This is a genomic window from Chryseobacterium sp. 2VB (assembly GCF_005503635.1).
In the GTDB taxonomy this organism is placed as follows: domain Bacteria; phylum Bacteroidota; class Bacteroidia; order Flavobacteriales; family Weeksellaceae; genus Chryseobacterium; species Chryseobacterium cupriresistens.
The window spans coordinates 221,018-237,121 of record NZ_SCNC01000002.1; the positions used below are offsets into that span (position 1 = coordinate 221,018).

The following is a 16,104-nucleotide window of genomic DNA, read 5'->3' on the forward strand; positions in this document are numbered from 1 at the left end:
TCCAAAATCCTCATGATCATCTATATAACAACTGAAGACGTACACATTCCCCTCCTTTGGAGGGGTGGCAAAAATTCTTTGAATTTTTGACGGGGTGGTTACGACTATACAATTGAGTAAAAGTGATAGATAAGTTATTATGATCATCTTGTTTTGCGTAAAGTAAAATCCCTAAATTAGCCCATAATCAAAAACAAAATGGAAACAAAAATCATAAAAGTTACACACGTTACCGGAACTTACATCATTGAAGTTCCCAATGGAGCCCTTAATGACATGAAAACCCAGCTGGACAAATGCCTTAATGATGAACAGGGCGCAATTGTAGTAAAGGGAGAAGATGGAGATCAGTTTGTATATCCGTCTGATTTTTTAAAAAACAGTTTTATTTCCATTGTTGATCGGGAATAGGTAGCTTTTTATAGGTATAAAGTAAAAACGACTTCCATTGGAAGCCGTTTTGTTCTTTATGTGGTGATTATCCCTTTTTTAGTTTTTCATTTTCTTCTTTTAAAGCTTTAATCTGCTCTTTCAGAAGATTAATGTATTCCTGTTGATTTTCTAATAAGTAATTGGGAACGTTACAATTATAAATACCAGACTGGTGAAAAGAACTAGTGTCATTAAATGTTATGTTTTCATTTTTCTGTACAACATTCGGTTCTTTCTCTTCTTTAATATCTTCTACAGAAACCTCCAAAGCTTTAGCCAGTTTCTCCCATTCGTCATCAAATATTCTTACGTCTCCATTTTCTTTTCTGCTGTAGTTGGAGACATCGGTGGCAAGAAGATCAGCAATCTGCTGCTGAGTATAACCTTTCTGCTTTCTTAAAGTTCTTAGTTTTTCCATTGTCATAGGGTGGCTGTGTTTTTACAAATGTAGTGAAAAATGTGTGTGTTTGTAAATATAGCTGTAAGTTTTGTCATACAAAAGCCTTTCTATGATGGGATTCCCCAAAACATGGGTGTTTTAGATTTTTATATTGAAACTTTAGCGAAAGAGTGAAAAATAATTCCCCTGATTCCTAGTCTATTATTAAGTTTTGTTAAAATTTGTGGGGGAAAAGTTTTGCAGAAATTAAAAATCGTTCTATATTTGCACCACTGAAAACAACGGTATAGCCGGAGTTTAGGGAGAGTTGGCAGAGTGGTCGATTGCGGCAGTCTTGAAAACTGTTGACTGTAACAGGTCCGGGGGTTCGAATCCCTCACTCTCCGCAAAAAAAAAGCCTTGAATCAAATGATTCAAGGCTTTTTTGTTCATAATTCTAAAGGGCAATTCCGGGATCAAGCGCAAATTTTTGTTAATCTGAATAGAAAGAAAGTTCTGTCTTTTACTCCGCGGAGCTGCATTCTAAAGTTTTTGATTTTGGCATTGAAGGATTCAGCTGCTGCATTGGAGCTTCTTTGATGAAAATAGTTTAAAATATCTCTGTAATGAACCATTATTGTTTTTCTTAAGGTAGAAAAAGATTTAAAATCTGCTTCTTCCACCTTTTTGAACCAATGCGCAAGTTTAGTCATAGCCAAAGATTTAGGAATATTCTGATTATAAATCTTTCGCAGTTCATCGGTCAATTGATACGCTTTCTCCAGGTCGGGATACTGAGCAAAAAGAATGATGGCTCTTTGCCTTTGGGAGAGTGTCCATTCTGGATAAAATAAGTGCTCTCAACATATAATTTTCACAATTCAATGAATTTTTGTAGATTTATAAACCTCTAAAAAACACAATATAAGAGTATTTATGATGAAAAAAATACAGATTTTGCCTTTGCTGTGTATAAGTATTTATGGATTGGGACAGATTCCAAATTTTCCTACTTCCCAAGCTTTTGCACCAAGCAATCTGGGTAACTTTTCAAATCCAAATTATGGAAGTTCAGCAAGTTCTGTTATTCCCTCTGTTCCTCATGGTGGTTTACATAATCAAAGGAGTTCACAGATTGAACAGCAGAATGCAAGAATGATGCAGGAGGACTTTAAGAAGGTTGCTCAGGAGCAAGAACTCAGAAATAAACAGGAGAATTATTACAGACAACAAGCCTTAGAAGATTCTTATTATAACCTCCCTTCATTTTCAGGAAAAGCAGGCACACAATCCTATTATGATGCTTACAATCAATTAGCCTCACTCAATACTGACAATTATTCCATAAGTGAAGCCAATTTCATTGTTGAAAATGCCTATTATGGGAATAAACAAAATTATAATCAGTTTAAATTTGGCATTCAGAAAACAGCAAAACAGCTCTTACAGAAAATGAAAGATAGAAAGCAGGATACTGAAAGCAATACAGATAAAAACCTCATGATTTTTGAATACCTCTCAAAAGGTATGAAGCTGGGAGGGGCTCAGTACAAAGCTATCAAGTATGATTTTGAGGATTACATGGGTGCAAAGGATTGGAGCAAGATGTTTGTATCAAAACTCCTTAAAACAGGCTCTGGGCAATGTCACTCTATGCCATTGTATTATTTGATGCTGTCAGAGGAAATGAATGCAGAAGCTCATTTAGCCTTTGCCCCAAATCATACTTATGTCAAGTTTAAGGATGAAGAGGGGGAATGGCAGAATGCAGAATTAACCAATGGAATATTTACTACAAACTCCATTATTTTGGAATCAGGCTATATAAAATCAGAAGCTTTGCAGAATGATATTTATATGAAGGAGCAAAACAAAAAAGAGTTATTAGCACAGTTCTATGCAGATTTAGCCAATGGCTATGCCCATAAGTACGGAATGGATGAGTTTGTAGGCAAGACTTTAGACAAGGCATTGGAATACTCACCAAAAAACATTTATGCAAATCTCCTAAAATCAACTTTTCAACAGGCTAAACTGGAATATGTAGCAGGGCAATTGGGAATTAAGAATCTTGAAAACCCTGAGGAACTGCAAAACATTAGGTTTTATCCGAGAGCATTAGCTCTATTACAAGAGACTAAAGCCCAGTTCAGCAATATTGACAATTTGGGTTACGTCCCGATGCCTGAGGGTGCTTATGAAGAGTGGTTATGAAATATGAAAGGTGAAGCCAACAGGCAGAAAAGTGAAGCTCTTGCCGAAAGAATGAAACAGATTAATGCTGAAAATCAAAAGCAGAAACAACAGGAAGCTTTAAGAAAAGCTCAGGAACAAAAGAAAAAAGAGTCTCAGCAGTCTAATGAGAAAGCTCAATATTTTCCAATAGACCCAAAACATCTATAAACAATAATGAAAAAAAACTTATCCTATAAAAACACATTCCTTTTATCTCTGCTTTTTGTTTGGTTGAGTACAGGAATAATTAAGGCACAAAGCAACCAATTTTATAATGATGCTTATCAAACTATTGATAATATGCTTAATGATAAACAGCAATACAGTTTCAAAGAGGCTGTTTTTAGTGTAGAAAATGCTTACTATCAAGGTAAGTTAGATACAGACAAATTAAATCGAGAAATAGTCTTTCTAAAGAGTTTTGCAAATAATATTGTTCAGAGCAGAGATTTGACCTATAAACAGTCAGACAAGGATAAAGTAAGTAAATATGCAGCAGTCTATTCTATCATGTGCCAGACTTTGCCAATTGCTATTAAAGATACCGTAATTCAGTACAAACCTTTCAATTATGATTTTGAGGATGTATTTGGTCATAAAGATATTACCAACTTATTTGTATCTAAACTTCTGGCTACTAAAAAAGGAAACTGTAATTCTATGCCATATCTATATAAGATACTGGCAGAGGAATTGGGTGTTGAGGCTAATCTGGCATTAGCACCAAACCATGTTTATATCAAACATCAAATTAAATCTGATGGATGGTACAATACAGAGCTTACAAGTGGGATATTTCCACAGGATTCATGGTTAATGGCTTCTGGATACATTCACTTAGATGCCATCAAAAATGGGGTGTTTATGAAAGCCCTGAATAACAAAGAAAGCCTTGCTTTATGTTTATTTGATTTAGCACAGGCATATAATAGGAATTTTCCTGATAATGATGGAGAATTTGTACTAAAAACGATAAACAGAGCAATAGAGATTTATCCAAACTTTGCCAAAGCCTTAATTCTGAAAGCCGAAACACATAAAGCACAGTTTGAAAAGCTGATGGATAAACAGAATTTGAGTTCCACTAATCCTGAAAACATAAAAAAGGCTCAACAAGACCCAAAAGCCAAAGAACTCATGGAGCTTATGACAAAGGAATATGGGCATATTTATGACATCGGATATAGACAAATGCCAGAGGAAATGTATTTAGACTGGCTTGTTTCTCTGAGAACTGAGAGAGATAAATACGAGAATAAAAAATTAATGAATAACTTTACGAAATAACAAATGACAATGAAAAGAATTATACTTACTGGTTTTGTACTTCTGGCAGGAATTACACAAGCTCAAGTCAAGAAACCCCAAACTAAGGCAAAAGTTGAAAATAAATGGGTGAATCCTGTTAAACTGACTAAAGAAGAGAGAAACAGACCTTATATGGATGAGGTTTTGAAAACCAGAGATACCATTACTCCTGAAGAAGCAGAAAGAAGAAGAAAAAATATTGCTATTGGAAATCCTTTTAAAGACCGTGGCTATTATCCTAAAATTGCTACGCTAAGCAAAGGAAAATACTTAGAATTCCACGATATGGATGCTGTAGTTAATATTGGTTCCGTAAAGTTTAACAGGAAAACCAAAGATATTATAGAGTTCAGAGAAATGGATTTGAGTGACCCAGATGCACAGCCTTATTTGGATACAGCAGGTAGATGGTTTTCACCTGACCCTTTAAGTGAAGAATTTAGAAGATGGTCTCCTTATAATTATGCTATGAATAATCCTTTAAGGTTTATTGACCCTGATGGAAGGCAGGCAACGGATATTTATAAATTAGATAAATCTGGTAATCTCACTTGGATGGCAGAGTCTAAAACTGATGTTATATATGCTGAGAAAAACTTTGATAAGAATGGAAATCTTAAAGCTAACAATGATGGAGGTGTTGAAGTTGGTGAGAAAGGCTACATGGCTAAAAACTCTGTTTCAGAGAAAGTAACAGCAGAAATCTTTGGAAGCCTTAAAACTGTTACTTATGATTACATTAAATTTGGGGGTAATACTGAAAAGGCTCAAAATGTTTTTGATTATTTATCTTCTAATTCAAATGTTGAATTTAATAGAAATTTATTTACCAATTCTAAAAATGATAATTTTAGTTTTGTTGGAACAGCACATCTTGAGGATATGGTTCCTCTTGTAAAATTAGGAGCCAACTTAGTTGAAAGTGAACATAGTCATCCTGACCCTTTTACCTTTTGGCCAAGTGGTTTTAATGTTAACTATTTTAAGGATACAGGAAATTTTACTTACAGTAAGGGACTACCTACAGGTGATATTAAAGCTGCTGGTAACAATCCTGCAACCAAATTTATCCTATATTCACCATATTATAAAGATGGGGCACTTAGAATACGTTTTGACAGTGAAAAAATTATTTCAATAACTAATGAAGGAAAATTAAATAGATGAAAAACCTAATATTACTTATATGCTTTACTTTATTGAATTCATGTAAAGCTCAAACAAAGATTAATACAATCTATGATAAAAATTTAATTCAAAATCTAACAAATCAATTTTCTAAACATATAAATATAGATCCCTATAAATCTACTTTTGCAATATATTTCCAAGAAATGCCTTTAGTAACAGAAGTTAAAAATAGCTCTTCTAATGAAAACAAATATGAAGGTTTTACATTAACTATTTATAAATTTCAGAATGAATATCAAATAAATGAATTTGTAAAAAACTTCAATGTTTACAAGACAAGAAGTAACATATTCTGTATATTTAACAAGGATAGTAAAGCTGATTTCTTAAAGTCCATAAAAATAAATAAGGTTTCAGAATCACACTCTACTGATTCTAATAACTATTATGACCCTAAAACATGGATATTGAATTTTGACTCAAATGGCAAATTAAAAAAATGCTATCCATATGACTGTAATATTAAGCTTTAATGCTTTAATTGATAACCCAGAAGAAGAAGAAAAAATATTGCTATTGGAAATCCTTTTAAAGACTGTGGCTATTATCCTAAAATTGCTACACTCGGCAAAGGAAAATACTTAGAATTTCACGATATGGATGCTGTAGTTAATATTGGTTCTGTAAAATATAATAGAAAAACCAAGAAGATAACAGAGTTTAGGGAAATAGATTTGAGTGACCCAGATGTACAACCTTATTTGGATACAGCAGGTAGATGGTTTTCACCAGACCCTTTGAGTGAAGAGCATAGTGATTGGACTCCTTACCGATTTGGTTTTAATAATCTTTTGAGATTTAGCGACCCAACAGGCTTATTGGAAGATGATTATATATTTAATGAAGAGGGTAAGTTTGTTAGAGTTGATGAGAATGATAAACCAGACCAATTAGTTATTGAAAATTCCAAAAGCAAACAACAGACTGTTTATGCAACAGGTAGAGGGCGAAACTTTGAATCCTGCTACTGAAATCTTGAAAGATAAAGGACCTCTTTACATCTTTCAAGGAGATGGCTATCAGACATACAGTCATTTAGATGCTGGGAGTTTTATTTGGGGACACTACATGAATGTTTTAGGCTTTTCATTACAAGACACTAAAGATGGAGCTTTAAAATTTAATAAGAATGATAGTAAAGCTGATTTAAGGTCTATACAAAATGGTTATTTACTCAATAGGTATAAAGGTTTATTTCCTCGTTCAACACCAATTAAAAATTCAGGGAACTAATTATGAAAAAAACAAAACTATAATAGATATTTTACTTTTAATACTTGTAGTGCTATATATTGGGTATAGGATATCTTTATATTGGAATTACAATGTGAACAAAGAAAAAAACAGATTGAGACCTGGAATCAAAGAACTCAAAAAAAATAAATGCTATAACAATATTGGAACTAACAAGATACAATCATATGAAAATGAAAAGTTTTTTCCTGTCATTGGCTTTAGTAATCTGTTTATTAGTAAGATATAATTTATACAGTAAATTAATCCCTAGTTCGATTTATGAAGTCATTAATCCCAGACAATTGCAAGGGCTTTTTAATCTTGGGTATTATTTAGGTCTTATAATACAGGTTGTATTAATTGTTTCAATAGCAGTTAATTATAAAAAAATGAAAATCCAAGATTTCATTGTAGTATTGTTGTCTTTATTGTTTCTGCTTTCCTTTGTTTTTTTGTATTAACAATCTAAAATTCAAGTTTGTAAAGGACTAATTATGGATGAAAATCAAAAGCTCGACATGAAATCTTTTATTGATTATGTAAAAGAAAATCTGGCAACTATCTCTTTGTATACGTCCACTATAGGGGTTGTACATACTTTATCCTATTATTTTGTCTGGAATATTAGCATAATTAATTACTTAAATTTAAGTGAGGTTATCCTCCTGAGTGTGCAGTATTTGATGGGGCTTTCATTGACTTGCTTGTTTTTGCTGGTCATTCATATTTTTTTGTCCAAGGTCTATGTTTTTGATAAAGAGCCAGAAGGTAGAACTCTTAGTATGTTGTTACTAGCAGGAATTGTAAGTTTTATTTTTGTGTCTTGTGTTGAAGAGTTTCGGATAGATGTCTTAGCTACTTGGATAATTGGTTTTGCAGTAATTTACGCCTATGTTAAAAAAGGAAATATTAAGTTTCAAAAGTTAATTAGGTATTTGGCTGTCATTATGTTATTTTTAACCATAGGCAAAGCCATTCAGGATTTCTATAAAATCAGGTATAGTGGGGAATCGAGACATGAAAGGTTAATCTTCACAGTTAATAATATTGAGTACAAAGAAGATAAGAATTTGTTACTTGTTGGCATGACGGAAAATTATCTCTTCATGTTTGATAAAGCTAAGAGCAAAAAGCTTATATTCAGAAGAGATGAGATAAAATTTTCAGAGTTAGAAAGTATAGAATAAACCCATTTTGTTCGTTCTGCCTTTTTGTTTTTGATAAGTATTTGTAAATCAGTATTTAGGTGTATAAAGTAAAGCACTTACTATAAAAAACTACATACCTGAAGAGAATCGTATTTGTTTCATGCTAAACAACCATCAATTCATTTTTTCTTCTAATTCCCGCTTCAAAGTAGAAATCCGCTCATCTTTATCATGATGATGCCAGCCCGGAGCATTGAATATATACCCCAATTTCGCTTTCCATGTCGGTGCATTCCGGACATCCTTTATCATATTTCCAAACTCATCAAAGACGATATGAAAAACATTATAAGTATGAATGTTATGATAGATTCCGTAATCCGTCGTTTTCTTTTCTTCCGCTTTGTATGTGCCGAAAAGATGATCCCAAATCATCAGAATGCCCCCATAATTATTATCTAAATCCTCAATTTTTCGGGAATGATGCACCCGATGGTTGGATGGAGAATTGAATACTTTATCGAACCACCCTAATTTTCCAATAGCATTGGTATGCGGCCAAAATTGAAAAATCAGGTTAAACTGATGCATCATAGCAATCATAATAGGATGAAAACCAATAATGATAAAAGGGATATACCAAATGTCCCGATATATGATTTCAAACCATCCCTGACGCAATGCAATAGCAAGACTCAAATGAGTAGCCGAATGATGATTGACATGACCTGTCCAGAACAATCTGATTTTATGGCTTAACCGATGATGCCAGTAAAAGCCAAAATCCTGGACAATCATAACCAATAACCAAAGCCACCAGTGATCTGCATGCCATTGTAAAGTGAAGAATTTATTGAAATCTTTGATCCCGAAAATATCAGTAAGCCTAAAATGATTGTAAATCCAAAAAAAGTAGGATAATGATATAGCTTTCATCCCAAAGTCTAACATTACTGCCCCTATCCCCAATCCGATACTCGATACATTATCTTTGATGAGTCTTTTTGTGAATACTTTTTGAGGAATCTGATACAAAAATATTTCCCCTACTATCAACAAGATAAACACAGGAATAAAATAAGTAACAGGATCAGTAAAATCCAATGGACAGAATAGGGCAATACTATGAAAAAACCGGTTATCTTTTCTTTTCATAAGTCTTCTTTTATCGGATAATTCTGTTCTTTTTTTCAAGACCAACCACTCCCAACACCAACATCAATTGGGCTAAAACATAAGTAATCATCACAACAAGTTCTTTCCCAATACTGCGCTGTACGAATATATTAATGGCCAATACGGAATCTGATATTACAAACAAAACAGCTCCCAGGATTAATAATAAAGAATAAGTTCTGATACTAAAATACAGCATCGTAGCAATGGTAATTCCGTAAATCACCACGGGTATCTTCATTTCGTTTAAATAAGGAAATATGCAGTAAATAAATGAGCCTAAATAAAGCAAAACAAAGGGAAGCCAACTCCATGCATTTTTCTTTTCAATCTTAAAAAAATAAGCTATGTAACAAATATGAGCCAACAAAAAGCTTCCCAAACCGGGCATAAATCCCCATCCAAATAACAAAAACACATCACCCAAAAAGCTCAGAATTAATCCAGACAAAAACCACTGGTTGATCCGAAATGCATTTTGTTGAGAATACGTAAAATAAAACCAGACAATAATAGGTAACAACAGTGGCTTGGTAAAAAACCGCCAGGAACTATGATTCATAGCTATAAATACTAAATCAAATGCAAAAACAATGGCAAGAAGGACTAATAACAATTTGATATTGACAGATTTTATCATGGTACTATTTTATTGCAATCTTTTAATTATCTTTTTTCTTGTTACAATATGGATATATCTCAGGTTTGTATCAAGTCATTCTATATGTGACACTTAGCTCAGATTGTTAAATTACAAATAAAATGAAGATAAAGTACTTTTGAAATATAAAAATACAATGCGTCACACTTTAGTTTATTTTCTATTTTAGAAATCGACTATTATTAGAAGTATTATTTAAGTTTATGCAGTTTAATTACATCTTTTCCAAAGTAGTTTTCGAATTTTTTGAAAAATTCTTCATCCTTGAACTTTAGGGTTGCATGACTACTATCAAAAGTGTTAAGGATGGGATTAGGAGTTCGACAGGGCTCCCTTGCGCTTAGGGAGACGTTAATAATAAACGTCTCCTTTTTTTGTCCTAAATTGCTTGATTTCCGGTCGGCTATAACCTGGTAGCTTGGTCTGGATTTTGTATTCAGATTTTGAAAATAACTAATAACCAGAACATGTAATAAGTTAGAGTTTATTATTAATAATTTTGTTATGATAATCAATGAAAATTTTTTACTGGAGTTCGGTGCAGAATTTTTTGACTTTTTTCCTGAGAAAGTCTTATGCAATAAAGATGAGATCCCTCTTTATTTTTTTTCAATTAAAAACAGTATAGTTGAACTGATCGGTTACCACAAGGATGGTACAGACCTCAATATTCTTCACACAGACAGCGTTTGAGGAAATTCAACATAAGACAATACTATTAAATACGAAATTATCTCAATCTAAAACGTTATCAATATGCTTTGGACTGTATGTATTTTGTGTATGACCATCTTAGGACTGATGTTTTTACTGAAGAAATTTAATCAGCCCTATCTTATTGCCTATATTGTTGCCGGGGTGTTATTGGGGCCTTATGTACTAAAGCTATTTAACAAACCGGAAGAAATAGAAACGATTGGCGAAATAGGAATATTACTACTGATGTTTTTTATCGGAGTAGAAATCAATATTCCCAATAAAAAGAGCCTTATCATTAAGCCATTATTGGCTCAGGGGATGAAAATACTCTTAAGTTTTATATTTGCGTATTTTGTGGGTGAGTTACTCCATCTGAATCTTGAAAGTGTGCTCCTCATCGCCATTCTGTTTATGTTCAATAGTACTGCAGTTGTAGTTGAGTTTCTGAAGAAGCATGGAACCCTGCATACTGCCTTTGGAATTATTATCCTCAATATTTTGTTATTACAGGATCTTCTTCTGGCTCCGGTGCTCACTGTGTTGAAATTCTGGAATAGCAAAGATTTCAGTATATGGAATATGATGCTTCCCATTGCCATATGTCTCGGCATTTTTTTTATATTCCGGAAAATCAGACATCTGAAGGAAATTAAATTCTCAAGTACATTCCTTGAAAATGACCATGAGCTTCAGGTATTTTCAGGCTTACTGATCTGTCTCGGCTTTGGCCTTATAGCAGAAACGGTAGGTATGAGTGCTGCACTTGGAAGTTTTATGGCAGGGGTCTTAGTCGGAAAAATTCAGGCATTTCAATGGCTGGAACATTCCCTGCTTCCATTCAAGGTTTTCTTTGTGGCATTGTTTTTTGTATCCATTGGTTTACGGCTGGATATCAATTATCTGTTATCCAATTATAAGCTGATCACGATAGGAACTTTAATTGTACTGATAAGCAACAGTATTATGTCGGCTCTCTTTTTCAGGATGCTGAATTTTAAATGGCAGGATAGTTTTTATGGAGGTGCTTTACTTTCTCAAACAGGTGAATTTGGAATACTGGCTATTTCGATTGCTTACAAAACCGGTATGGTAGAGTACGATCTTTATAAAGCCGGCCTGGGTATTACCTGCTTATCACTTTTATTGTCCACAATATGGATCAGTTGCGGTACGTTTTTCAGGCTTCGTAAAAATTTTTCGTATTGAGAATAAAGAATAAAAACAAAAGAGTATTGAATGTTCTAAGGATCAGTGTCTTGTGTCATAAATTCTGAAAAAATGACAGAAAACCGGAAAAAATTTCATTCGTACTCAAATGGTATTTTTTTTGTAAAATTTTATGTACAGCTGGCCAGCTGACGTGTTTTTAAATGATTGTTAAACTTAATTAAAAATGATTACAATGAATAATCTAATAAGAAGAAACGGAAACAGCAATTTGGGCTTTTCAAATGTCTTTGATGATTTTTTTGGTCGTGAACTTTTTAACTGGGGCAATAACAATTACTCATCTACCAGTACAACCGTACCATCGGTCAATATAAAGGAGAACGGAGAGGCTTATGAAGTTCAGGTTGCAGCACCAGGTATGGATAAAAACGATTTTCAGATCAGGCTGGATGGTAACCTGCTTACCATTTCATCAGCCAAGGAAGATCGTAAAGAGACAAAAGATGAAAACTTCACACGAAGAGAATTCAGTTACCAATCTTTCAAGCGAAGTTTTGAGCTTCCGAAAGATGTTGTGGATCAGGATAATATTAATGCAAAATATGAAAATGGCCTTTTAATGTTAACCATCCCGAAAAAAGAAGAAGCGAAGCAGAAACCACCAAGGATGATTGAAATCTCATAGAAATAATTACAAAATTGGCTACCAAAAGAGTAGCCAATTTTTTTTATAATTTTTGAAAATGCAGATCAACTTAAATCATTGAATCAAATGATTCAAGGCTTTTATCATTAATATTGCAGTATTGTATTCTCTTCTCTTACTCTACCCGGAAATGTCCGACAGAATATGTTTGGGCTTTCCCCGCCACAATGACCCTTTCTTTTTTGTTCTCACAATAGAGCTGTCCGCCTCTTTCAGAGATCTGACGGGCAAAAAGCTGATCTTTTCCTAATCTTGATGACCAGAAGGGAATCAGTGAACAGTGTGCAGAACCGGTAACCGGATCTTCAAGAATAGAGGACTGCGGGGTAAAATACCTTGAAACAAAATCACTGTCTGTCCCTTCCGATGTTACAATAACACCACCCGGATCAAGATTAATAAGATCAAAAACGGATCTTTCAATCCTGATATTTTTTACCTCTTCTTCAGAATCGTATACCAGAACATAATCTCTTGCTTTGAAGACTTCTTTAGGCTGGATATTAAGTGATCTGGATATTGTATCCGGAAGAGTAGAGGCTTCGGGCATTCTGGACGGAAAATCCATATAATACATCCCATCTTTAACATCTACTGTCAGTTCGCCACTTTTGGTTTCAAAAATGATTCTATTGCGCTCATAATTTAAGATGGAAACAAGACAATGGGCAGTAGCCAGGGTAGCGTGGCCGCATAAATCCATCTCTATTTCAGGGGTAAACCATCTCAGGTGAATGCTATCACCGTTATCAATGAAAAAGGCGGTTTCTGCCACTGCATTTTCACGGGCTATTTTTAAAAGGATTTCATCGGGTAACCAGTTTTCTAATGGCACAACACATGCCGGATTTCCATGGAAAACAGATTCTGTAAAAGCATCTATCTGATATAATTCTAACTTCATTATTAATAAAAATTTCTTTCCCTATAAAGATAATCTATTTCTGAGATAAAGTCCTTATTTGTGCATAATTCCATACAACATTTAATGGTCTCTGATTTATTTTCTTATACAGATAAATATTTATTCCTTCGTTCCCCGGTTTGTAATAATTTTCCGTGGTAAATAAAAGGAAGGCAGTGGAAATTATAAATTGAGTAAGAACTGATATCCATAAAAAAAGCATCACTGTTTTGGCGATGCTTCTTGTTTTGGTAATGAAATTAATGATACCATTTCTTTTTCATAAATAAACTGGCTTTTACGAGAAGTATTAATACCGGAACCTCAACCAATGGACCAATCACTCCTACAAATGCCTGAGGCGAATGAATACCAAAGACTGAGATGGCCACAGCAATAGCCAGTTCAAAATTATTTCCGGTAGCAGTAAAGGCTATGGATGCATTTTTATCATAAGGAATTTTTAATGTTTTATTGATGATAAAACTTACAAAAAACATCAGAACAAAATAGATTACCAAGGGGACTGCTACCTTAATGACATCCATTGGCAATTCCAGTATTTTAGAGCCTTTCAAACTAAACATGAGTACGATGGTAAATAACAGAGCGTACAATGTCACAGGAGAAATTTTAGGTGCAAATTTTCTGTTGTACCACTCAGCATCTTTTGATTTGATCAGGACATATCGGGTAAGAAAACCTGCAAGAAAAGGAATTCCAAGGTAGATCAATACACTTTCTGTGATATCCTGCATAGAAACACTCACATTAAAGCTTGCAAGACCTAACTGATCGGGAAGGACATTGATAAACAGCCATACCAGGAAGCTATAGGTGAATACCTGAAAGATACTGTTTAAAGCAACCAGCAATGCCGCATATTCTCTGTTTCCTTTAGCGAGGTCATTCCAGACAATCACCATAGCAATACATCTGGCCAGTCCAATGAGGATTAATCCGGACATATAATCAGGTTCATGTCTTAAAAAAAGAATAGCGAGAACAAACATCAGAACCGGACCAATAATCCAGTTGAGCAATAAAGAAATGCCGATTACTTTTTTATCCCTGAAAGCCAAGGGCAGGAGAGTATAATCAACCTTTGCCAGTGGCGGATACATCATCAGAATGAGACCGATGGCCAGAGGAATATTAGTGGTTCCAAGAGACTGTGAATTGATAATATCAGGTATAGCCGGGAAAAAATGCCCCAAAGCAATCCCTGTCCCCATAGCCAGAAAGATCCATAAGGTAAGATAACGGTCTAAGAATTTTAGTCTGGGCTGCATGATTATTTTTTGATTTTAGAAAAAACATACAACATTTCTTCTGCAATTTGTAAGCTTCTTTCAGTATATATTGCTGACTGTTCCGGTGTATTATCTGAAATCTTTGGATCTTCAAAGGTGATCGGAATTCTTTTTTCCGCACCAGGGATAAAAGGACATCCGTCATCTGCCTGCGAACAGGTCATAATTGCTGCAAAATCAGATACAGGATTGAACGGACTGTCATATTTTTTTGAAAAACCAATTACCGGAAGACTGTTGTCATCATATTTTACAGCATATACAGAATTGGTGGTCTCAGCAATGCTGAAAACCGAAAAGCCTTGTTTCGCCAGGACTTCCGCGACTTTAGGAAATAATGCCGTTGTTTCCGTTCCCCCGGAATAGCAGTGAACTTCCGGAATGGCAAACAAAGAAGCCGCTGTCTGTGCCCAAACTTGTGCCAGATGGCTCCGGCGTGAATTGTGGGTACAGATAAAATTCAGGTTGATTTCTTTGCGGTCATCCACCTTTTGCTGGATAAAACTGATCAAAGGCTCCAGAACTTCTTTTCTGTCGGCATCTATACTTTCCCATTTCAGAGATTGAATCGTGTTTAATAATTCCTGATACATAATTGATAAAAATTAACAGCAGCCGGATCCCGGAGTGCAGGCCGATGTTGGGGTTACAGATAGTTCAGACAGATTTTTCTTTTGTTTTTCGGAAGGAATTCCGCAGGCGTCCTGAGCAAGACATGCTGTTGTTTTGCTTTTCAGTACGAAGTTTTTTCCGTTAAATTCAAGGTCATATTTACCAATGGTTTCTCCCTGGTATTCAACTTCAATTTCAGAGTCTTCAATTCCAAGTTTTTCTTCGGAAAGCTGAATGATATGAAGTAATTTTGCAGGTTTCAGACGATGTTCATAATCATCAGCATCCCAAAGTTGAAAATTAACCACTTTTTCATTTCTGATGACCCCGCCGCAGTCGATGAAATTTTTTGTGATCTGACCCACTTCTGTTACATGGAAATGTTCTGGAACAAAATTTCCGTTTTCTAATTGAAATTCAACATTTTCCAATGCCGGTAGAATTTCTTTGATTTCTGATAGTCTCATAGTAGATTAAAATTGAGTGTTATAATTTTATAATGATATATTGCAATATTACGATGTTTATGTTCAAAAAAAATGCCTTAACAGCATTGTTTTATAGTAACATCCTGATTAAAAAACAGGTTGAATTCATTCTGAAACTGTTTCCATGTACTTTCATTAATGCAGTAACATACAGACTTTCCTTCAATGGAACCTTTGATGATTCCAATATTCTTAAGCTCTTTTAAATGCTGGGAAATGGTGGCCTGTGCCAATCCTAGTTCTTCAACGAGATCATTACAGATACATGCTTTTTGATTAATGATGTACTGTAGAATTGCGATTCTCGCCGGATGTCCCAAAACTTTAAGCAGAGAAGCCAGCTTATTCTGCTCATCAGTATAAATTTCTGTTTTAGTAACTCCCATTGTTGTATTTTATATTGCAATATTACGATGATAAAATTAATTAGGCAATGAAAAATTTCA

General features: G+C 34.3%; 19 protein-coding genes, 1 tRNA gene and 1 pseudogene. 12 read left to right on the top strand and 9 right to left on the bottom strand.

Annotated features, from left to right (window positions below; all coding sequences use genetic code 11):
• Nucleotides 1–198: 198 nt before the first annotated feature.
• Nucleotides 199–411 carry a hypothetical protein gene (locus FFS26_RS03060; protein ID WP_062670628.1) on the top strand — a complete coding sequence of 71 codons (213 nt, stop codon included), beginning with the start codon at nucleotides 199–201 and terminating at the stop codon, nucleotides 409–411.
• A gap of 67 nt (nucleotides 412–478) precedes the next feature.
• Here the strand turns inward: FFS26_RS03060 and FFS26_RS03065 are convergent, their stop codons facing one another.
• The gene (locus FFS26_RS03065) at nucleotides 479–850 is read right to left on the bottom strand and encodes a helix-turn-helix domain-containing protein (protein WP_306596099.1); all 372 of its coding nucleotides are present in this window, start codon (nucleotides 848–850) and stop codon (nucleotides 479–481) included.
• 283 nt (nucleotides 851–1,133) lie between these two features.
• Here FFS26_RS03065 and FFS26_RS03070 point away from each other — a divergent pair.
• Nucleotides 1,134–1,218, top strand: a tRNA-Ser gene (locus FFS26_RS03070).
• A gap of 69 nt (nucleotides 1,219–1,287) precedes the next feature.
• On the opposite strand, the pseudogene FFS26_RS03075 reads toward FFS26_RS03070, so the two are convergent.
• Nucleotides 1,288–1,641: pseudogene (locus FFS26_RS03075) on the bottom strand (transposase); the annotation flags it as partial.
• Nucleotides 1,642–1,747: 106 nt separating this feature from the next.
• Between FFS26_RS03075 and FFS26_RS03080 the strand changes: the two are divergent.
• The 8 genes from FFS26_RS03080 (at nucleotide 1,748) to FFS26_RS03115 (ending at nucleotide 7,968) form a co-directional block, all read left to right on the top strand.
• Nucleotides 1,748–3,025 carry a hypothetical protein gene (locus tag FFS26_RS03080; RefSeq protein WP_137904248.1) on the top strand — a complete coding sequence of 426 codons (1,278 nt, stop codon included), beginning with the start codon at nucleotides 1,748–1,750 and terminating at the stop codon, nucleotides 3,023–3,025.
• Between the two features lie 3 nt (nucleotides 3,026–3,028).
• Nucleotides 3,029–3,214, top strand: coding sequence for a hypothetical protein (locus FFS26_RS03085; protein ID WP_137904249.1), 186 nt, complete (start codon nucleotides 3,029–3,031; stop codon nucleotides 3,212–3,214).
• Nucleotides 3,215–3,220: 6 nt separating this feature from the next.
• Nucleotides 3,221–4,333: a hypothetical protein gene (locus FFS26_RS03090; RefSeq protein WP_228449379.1), complete on the top strand. Its 1,113-nt coding sequence runs from the start codon at nucleotides 3,221–3,223 to the stop codon at nucleotides 4,331–4,333.
• A 9-nt stretch (nucleotides 4,334–4,342) separates the two neighbouring features.
• Nucleotides 4,343–5,521: an RHS repeat-associated core domain-containing protein gene (locus FFS26_RS22395; protein ID WP_171006223.1), complete on the top strand. Its 1,179-nt coding sequence runs from the start codon at nucleotides 4,343–4,345 to the stop codon at nucleotides 5,519–5,521.
• Nucleotides 5,518–6,018: a hypothetical protein gene (locus FFS26_RS03100; protein ID WP_137904250.1), complete on the top strand. Its 501-nt coding sequence runs from the start codon at nucleotides 5,518–5,520 to the stop codon at nucleotides 6,016–6,018. The genes FFS26_RS22395 and FFS26_RS03100 overlap by 4 nt, the downstream gene beginning before the upstream one ends.
• 123 nt (nucleotides 6,019–6,141) lie before the next feature.
• The gene (locus FFS26_RS03105; protein WP_137904251.1) at nucleotides 6,142–6,516 is read left to right on the top strand and encodes a hypothetical protein; all 375 of its coding nucleotides are present in this window, start codon (nucleotides 6,142–6,144) and stop codon (nucleotides 6,514–6,516) included.
• Nucleotides 6,517–6,520: 4 nt separating this feature from the next.
• Nucleotides 6,521–6,778, top strand: a complete 258-nt coding sequence (locus tag FFS26_RS03110; protein ID WP_110009667.1) for a hypothetical protein — start codon at nucleotides 6,521–6,523, stop codon at nucleotides 6,776–6,778.
• A gap of 497 nt (nucleotides 6,779–7,275) precedes the next feature.
• Complete coding sequence (locus FFS26_RS03115; RefSeq protein WP_137904252.1) at nucleotides 7,276–7,968, top strand: hypothetical protein; 693 nt, start codon at nucleotides 7,276–7,278, stop codon at nucleotides 7,966–7,968.
• A gap of 135 nt (nucleotides 7,969–8,103) precedes the next feature.
• Here FFS26_RS03115 and FFS26_RS03120 read toward each other — a convergent pair whose 3' ends face one another.
• Together FFS26_RS03120 and FFS26_RS03125 are read right to left on the bottom strand one after the other, a co-directional pair.
• Complete coding sequence (locus FFS26_RS03120) at nucleotides 8,104–9,084, bottom strand: sterol desaturase family protein (protein WP_137904253.1); 981 nt, start codon at nucleotides 9,082–9,084, stop codon at nucleotides 8,104–8,106.
• Between the two features lie 10 nt (nucleotides 9,085–9,094).
• The gene (locus FFS26_RS03125) at nucleotides 9,095–9,745 is read right to left on the bottom strand and encodes a lysoplasmalogenase (RefSeq protein ID WP_110009670.1); all 651 of its coding nucleotides are present in this window, start codon (nucleotides 9,743–9,745) and stop codon (nucleotides 9,095–9,097) included.
• A 777-nt stretch (nucleotides 9,746–10,522) separates the two neighbouring features.
• On the opposite strand from FFS26_RS03125, the gene FFS26_RS03130 reads away from it, so the two are divergent.
• A complete protein-coding gene (locus FFS26_RS03130; RefSeq protein WP_228406484.1) occupies nucleotides 10,523–11,671 on the top strand; it encodes a cation:proton antiporter in 1,149 nt (382 codons plus the stop codon).
• Nucleotides 11,672–11,867: 196 nt separating this feature from the next.
• Nucleotides 11,868–12,320 carry an Hsp20/alpha crystallin family protein gene (locus FFS26_RS03135; RefSeq protein ID WP_137904254.1) on the top strand — a complete coding sequence of 151 codons (453 nt, stop codon included), beginning with the start codon at nucleotides 11,868–11,870 and terminating at the stop codon, nucleotides 12,318–12,320.
• A gap of 136 nt (nucleotides 12,321–12,456) precedes the next feature.
• On the opposite strand, the gene FFS26_RS03140 is transcribed toward FFS26_RS03135, so the two are convergent.
• From FFS26_RS03140 to FFS26_RS03160, 5 genes are all read right to left on the bottom strand, one after another.
• Nucleotides 12,457–13,245 carry a PhzF family phenazine biosynthesis protein gene (locus tag FFS26_RS03140; RefSeq protein WP_110009673.1) on the bottom strand — a complete coding sequence of 263 codons (789 nt, stop codon included), beginning with the start codon at nucleotides 13,243–13,245 and terminating at the stop codon, nucleotides 12,457–12,459.
• Between the two features lie 260 nt (nucleotides 13,246–13,505).
• Complete coding sequence (gene arsB, locus FFS26_RS03145) at nucleotides 13,506–14,537, bottom strand: ACR3 family arsenite efflux transporter (RefSeq protein ID WP_110009674.1); 1,032 nt, start codon at nucleotides 14,535–14,537, stop codon at nucleotides 13,506–13,508.
• A gap of 2 nt (nucleotides 14,538–14,539) precedes the next feature.
• On the bottom strand, nucleotides 14,540–15,151 hold the full coding sequence (locus FFS26_RS03150; RefSeq protein ID WP_137904255.1) for a low molecular weight phosphatase family protein: 612 nt from the start codon (nucleotides 15,149–15,151) through the stop codon (nucleotides 14,540–14,542).
• Nucleotides 15,152–15,163: 12 nt separating this feature from the next.
• Nucleotides 15,164–15,637, bottom strand: coding sequence for a DUF6428 family protein (locus tag FFS26_RS03155; protein ID WP_137904256.1), 474 nt, complete (start codon nucleotides 15,635–15,637; stop codon nucleotides 15,164–15,166).
• Between the two features lie 77 nt (nucleotides 15,638–15,714).
• Nucleotides 15,715–16,044 (bottom strand): ArsR/SmtB family transcription factor, encoded by a 330-nt coding sequence (locus tag FFS26_RS03160; protein WP_137904257.1) that lies wholly within the window; start codon nucleotides 16,042–16,044, stop codon nucleotides 15,715–15,717.
• Between the last annotated feature and the right edge of the window lie 60 nt (nucleotides 16,045–16,104).

Bases quoted from the DNA above. Each gene is read 5' to 3' on its own strand.
- FFS26_RS03060 (WP_062670628.1), top strand. From the start codon at position 199: ATGGAAACAAAAATCATAAAAGTTACACACGTTACCGGAACTTACATC.
- FFS26_RS03065 (WP_306596099.1), bottom strand. From the start codon at position 850: ATGGAAAAACTAAGAACTTTAAGAAAGCAGAAAGGTTATACTCAGCAG.
- FFS26_RS03080 (WP_137904248.1), top strand. From the start codon at position 1,748: ATGATGAAAAAAATACAGATTTTGCCTTTGCTGTGTATAAGTATTTAT.
- FFS26_RS03085 (WP_137904249.1), top strand. From the start codon at position 3,029: ATGAAAGGTGAAGCCAACAGGCAGAAAAGTGAAGCTCTTGCCGAAAGA.
- FFS26_RS03090 (WP_228449379.1), top strand. From the start codon at position 3,221: ATGAAAAAAAACTTATCCTATAAAAACACATTCCTTTTATCTCTGCTT.
- FFS26_RS22395 (WP_171006223.1), top strand. From the start codon at position 4,343: ATGAAAAGAATTATACTTACTGGTTTTGTACTTCTGGCAGGAATTACA.
- FFS26_RS03100 (WP_137904250.1), top strand. From the start codon at position 5,518: ATGAAAAACCTAATATTACTTATATGCTTTACTTTATTGAATTCATGT.
- FFS26_RS03105 (WP_137904251.1), top strand. From the start codon at position 6,142: ATGGATGCTGTAGTTAATATTGGTTCTGTAAAATATAATAGAAAAACC.
- FFS26_RS03115 (WP_137904252.1), top strand. From the start codon at position 7,276: ATGGATGAAAATCAAAAGCTCGACATGAAATCTTTTATTGATTATGTA.
- FFS26_RS03120 (WP_137904253.1), bottom strand. From the start codon at position 9,084: ATGAAAAGAAAAGATAACCGGTTTTTTCATAGTATTGCCCTATTCTGT.
- FFS26_RS03125 (WP_110009670.1), bottom strand. From the start codon at position 9,745: ATGATAAAATCTGTCAATATCAAATTGTTATTAGTCCTTCTTGCCATT.
- FFS26_RS03130 (WP_228406484.1), top strand. From the start codon at position 10,523: ATGCTTTGGACTGTATGTATTTTGTGTATGACCATCTTAGGACTGATG.
- FFS26_RS03135 (WP_137904254.1), top strand. From the start codon at position 11,868: ATGAATAATCTAATAAGAAGAAACGGAAACAGCAATTTGGGCTTTTCA.
- FFS26_RS03140 (WP_110009673.1), bottom strand. From the start codon at position 13,245: ATGAAGTTAGAATTATATCAGATAGATGCTTTTACAGAATCTGTTTTC.
- arsB (WP_110009674.1), bottom strand. From the start codon at position 14,537: ATGCAGCCCAGACTAAAATTCTTAGACCGTTATCTTACCTTATGGATC.
- FFS26_RS03150 (WP_137904255.1), bottom strand. From the start codon at position 15,151: ATGTATCAGGAATTATTAAACACGATTCAATCTCTGAAATGGGAAAGT.
- FFS26_RS03155 (WP_137904256.1), bottom strand. From the start codon at position 15,637: ATGAGACTATCAGAAATCAAAGAAATTCTACCGGCATTGGAAAATGTT.
- FFS26_RS03160 (WP_137904257.1), bottom strand. From the start codon at position 16,044: ATGGGAGTTACTAAAACAGAAATTTATACTGATGAGCAGAATAAGCTG.